Source organism: Clostridium tarantellae, from assembly GCF_009295725.1.
Taxonomy (GTDB): Bacteria; Bacillota; Clostridia; order Clostridiales; family Clostridiaceae; genus Sarcina; species Sarcina tarantellae.
In genome coordinates, this window is record NZ_WHJC01000282.1 from 1 (window position 1) to 4,342 (window position 4,342).

Here is a 4,342-nt window from a genome sequence, read left to right on the forward strand (position 1 = left end):
TTTTTAAACAGTGTGGAATTTTATATTTAGTGTATGTTTTTATATATTTAACTTTTATAATTTTAAATTTAGGAATAAATAATTTTGTTTTTTATTTAAAAGATTTAAACTTTATTATTTCCTTTTTTACAAGTAATATTTCTATATTTTTTAGCTTTTTATTTGTAATAATTATAGACATGCAATGTAAAAATAGTTCTTTAGGAACAGAAGCTAATATATTTTGGTGCCTTCTATCATTTTTAGCTTCTATATGTTTTTGGAGTATTATTTTAAATCTATTTAATTACTTAAATTTACATCCATTATTATTTCCTACATTTTTAATAATTATGATAATTATAGAAATAACTTATATTTTTAAAAATATAAATAATCTAAAAATAAACTAAGGGGGTCTTTTAATATGATTAAATTAGTTAATGTTAATAAAAAATATAAAAATAAAATTATATTAGATAACTTTAATTTAGAAATTAATAAAGGTGAAATCATAGGATTATTAGCACCTAATGGTGAGGGAAAAAGTACTTTATTAAAAATATTAGGTGGACATATTTCTTTAGATAATGGAAATTATTATTTTCAAGGTGAAAAATTTAAACCTAAACTCAAAGAACTTATAGGATATGTTAACGATACTCCTATAATACCAAATAGTTGGAAAGTTAAAAATGGAATAGAATATTATAAAGAATTCTTCAAAAACTTTAAAGAAGAAAAGTGCTTAGACATGCTAAATACCTTTAAAATAAATTTAAATTCTCATGTAAAAAATTTATCTAAAGGTGAAAATGAAAAGTATCATCTTGCTTTAGCATTATCTATAGAAGGTTCTTTATATATAATGGATGAACCTTTAGCATCTATTGATCTTATTGCTAGAGAAGAACTAATTAAAATGATATTAGATAATTTTAGCTTTGAAAGCACTATAATATTATCTAGCCACTTAGTTTCTGATATAGAAAAAATGTTGGATAGAGTTTTATTATTAAAAGAAGGGAAGTTAGTGGAGAATATACTAGTAGAAGATTTAAGAATGAAAGGGAAATCTGTAGTTTCCCTATATAAGGAGGTATACAGTAATGCTTAATATTAAAAGAGATTGGAATTGGGGTTTTAAATGTACTTCTATAGGTTATATGCTTCTTGCTATTATCTGTGGTATATTTGCAATAATATTTAAAGGAAATTCTAATTCTATAATAAATTTCTTTGTAAGTATTAGTACTAAAGTTGTAGATGCTTCTGTTTATGTTTTAGCATTTTTTCCATTAGCATCTTTTATAGGATTAAGTCCTATTTATTTTAAAAGAAATGTTAATGTAGGAGTATCTCATTTACCTTATAGTAAAAAACAGTTATTTTTAAAAGGGTTACCTACATGGTTAATAGTATATTTAAGTTTTGTATTAATTTCAGTAATAATATCATCTATAATCCATACACAATATGTACCTTTTAGCTTTAAGAATGTATTTATTTTTAATATAATATTAACAGTTTCAACTATATTTGTGCTTTTAGCTTTTCAGCTTCAAATTATAGCTGCTATAATATTTACCTTTGCTAAAAATATAAAATGGTATATAACTTTAATTTTTTGTATAATATTAAATATACTTATGGTTTCAATAACTATGTTTAGTTTTAATAAATTTAATTTAAATATGCAAAATGGTACCACTTATATCTATTTATTAATAGGCATATTTGTTATTTTTAGTGCTATTATCTTTTCAATATCTTGGATATATGTAGAGAAAATGTATAAATAAAAAATAATTTATAAAAAACTCATTGTGAATAAAAATTTCATAATGAGTTTTTTTATATCTACACTTTTTTATTTGTTATATTTTAACAAGGGGATTGATTTCCATAAGACCTAGATCAGGACTTGGAATTTTTCTATTTCCTATAAATTTAATTGTATTGTCTCCTTTATTTAAAATTATATCTTTATGAAATTTATTTTTTCCTTGTTGAATTTGATAAATATCTCCATCAAAATTATTATTAACTTCCATAATAAAAGTATAAAATAGCTCCTTAGCTAAATAATCTAAAGTCATACTATATAAACCAGTATCTTTTACATTAACTGTTACTGTTACAAATCCATTATTATCTCCTCCTAGATTAGTTACTAACCCAGTAGTATAATCTACCATAGCTCCATTTTGTAAGTTACCTTCTGCTAAATCATAAGTGTTTATAGGTAATATTCTTGCAGACCTTAAACTAGGTTTAATAGTAAAATTTCCAAGCAAAGGAGCATAAGTTGAATCTTTACTATAAAATTTAATTGTATTTTTCCCAGCAAATAGTTTAACTTCAATGGAAAATATTCTAACAGAACTTACTTCCCAATTAATGGTTGCAGGTACCTTATATTCTTTCTTAATTGATTCTTCATTAATATCTAATAATAAACTTCTTTGAGAATCAGCACTTAAATATTGTATTTCTAACTTATAAACTCCTGTGGAAGCTACATTTACAGTTGAAATCACATAACTATTTTTGTCTAATCCAATATCATTTACTAAGCCTGTTTGTGTATCAACAGAAACTTTTCCTTTTAAAATTCCATCTGAAATTTTATAAATTGTTAAGGGTGGATCTACATTCAAACTCACTGTAATATCTCCAATAAGAGGTCCTTCTTTACTTCTATTACCATAAAATTTTATTATATTATCTCCTGAATTTAATTTAATAGGTACTGTAAAAAAATTTGCTTTGTTTTCATCTAATATATAAGTTGCTGGTAACTTATATGTTGTTTTAAGTTTTACATCATTAACAGCCAATTTAAGAGGCTTTGAAATTTTAGGACTAAAATATTTAAATGTAAGATTATAAACTCCCTCTGTATCAACATTAACACCTATGGTGGCAGATCCATTAGTTCTTCCTCCTATACCACATACATAACCATTTATCATACTTTTTTTAGACTTTTCTAAAATAGCCATTTCTATAAGTTTATAACTTTTAACAATGCTGTTATCCGTAATTATAAAAGACTCTAAATCTGGAGATTTTTTATCTTTAATACCATAAAACTTAATAAAATTTCTTCCTGAATCTAATTTTATTTTCATTGAAAAACTTTTGGCATCTTCCATTGAAGCACTTGATGTTTTTATAAAATTATAAACTGTTCCTGTATTTATATTATTTACATCTACTTTTAAAAAACTATTATAATTTGGTGATAAATATTTAATAGTTAAATAATAAGAACCCTTAAAAACAATAGGTACTTCTACCGTTGAAGAACCAACTGTGCTTCCTCCTAATTTGGTAACAAAGTTTGTATTTTTATCTACAATTACTCCATTTTCTAAAATTCCTTTAGATAAATTATAAGTTATTAGTTCTAAATCACTATTAATAAAAATTCTTCCTAAAATTGGTGCTCCATTAACTTTATCTCCATAAAATTTAATAGTATTTACTCCTCTTTTTAATTCAGCAGGTATAGAAAATCTTTTAGCATAAGATTCTTGCAGTCCATCTGTTTTCGGCAAAGTATATAAGGTTCCTGTATTTTTACCATTAATATCTACAAACAAATTTCTATTATCTCCATCTGTTAAATATTCTATTGTTAAATTATATATTCTATAAAAATTTATAGGAATATTTAAAATTACAAATCCATCTTTAACTCCACCTATTCCCTCTACAAAATTTTTAGAAAAAGCAGAAATTTTTGCTCCATTTTCTAACTTTCCATTCTTTACATAAATATCATCTGAAGGTAAAGTAGTTCCAAGTGGTGGTGATTTAACAATATTAAGTGTTCCTAATTCTGCTACTGGATTTATACCATCTCCATAAAATTTTAAAGTATTTTCTCCTGATTTTAATGAAATTTTTGGAATAATAAAAATTTCTGTTTTAGAATTACTCATTCCACCAGTCATAGGTAAATTATAAGCTATTTTAGTTGAGGAATTATTTACATCTAATTTTATATAACTATCAGAAAACTCCGATATATATTGAATTTGCAAATCATATAAAGCTGATGTACTTACCTTAACTTTTAATATAACATATCCATTACCTTTTTTATCAATTTTTACAAAACCTGTATCATCATCTATTTTTGCATTATTTTTAAGTTCTCCAAGATAAAATTTATAAAGTAAATCTGATGATGCCATAAAAATTTGCTCTATCTTTATACTATATAAATCTGGTACTAAACTTTCACCATTTCCATAAAACCTAATAGAATTATCTCCTTCTTCTAAAGTAATTGTTGTGTTATACGCAACAGTATTAGTCTTAGTATTAGGTATATTATATACTTCACCAGTAT

At 23.7% G+C, this 4,342-nt stretch carries 3 protein-coding genes; 2 read left to right on the forward strand and 1 reads right to left on the reverse strand.

Annotated features, from left to right (window positions below):
• Positions 1-406 precede the first annotated feature (406 nt).
• On the forward strand, positions 407-1,096 hold the full coding sequence (locus tag GBZ86_RS13160; RefSeq protein ID WP_152891355.1) for an ATP-binding cassette domain-containing protein: 690 nt from the start codon (positions 407-409) through the stop codon (positions 1,094-1,096).
• Entirely contained in the window at positions 1,089-1,781 is a 693-nt protein-coding gene (locus GBZ86_RS13165; RefSeq protein ID WP_152891357.1) for a hypothetical protein, read from the forward strand. The genes GBZ86_RS13160 and GBZ86_RS13165 overlap by 8 nt, the downstream gene beginning before the upstream one ends.
• A 75-nt stretch (positions 1,782-1,856) precedes the next feature.
• Here the strand turns inward: GBZ86_RS13165 and GBZ86_RS17305 are convergent.
• A partial coding sequence (locus GBZ86_RS17305; protein WP_170272256.1) for a carbohydrate-binding protein occupies positions 1,857-4,342 on the reverse strand: 2,486 nt, incomplete at its 5' end.

Bases quoted from the DNA above. Each gene is read 5' to 3' on its own strand.
- GBZ86_RS13160 (WP_152891355.1), top strand. From the start codon at position 407: ATGATTAAATTAGTTAATGTTAATAAAAAATATAAAAATAAAATTATA.
- GBZ86_RS13165 (WP_152891357.1), top strand. From the start codon at position 1,089: ATGCTTAATATTAAAAGAGATTGGAATTGGGGTTTTAAATGTACTTCT.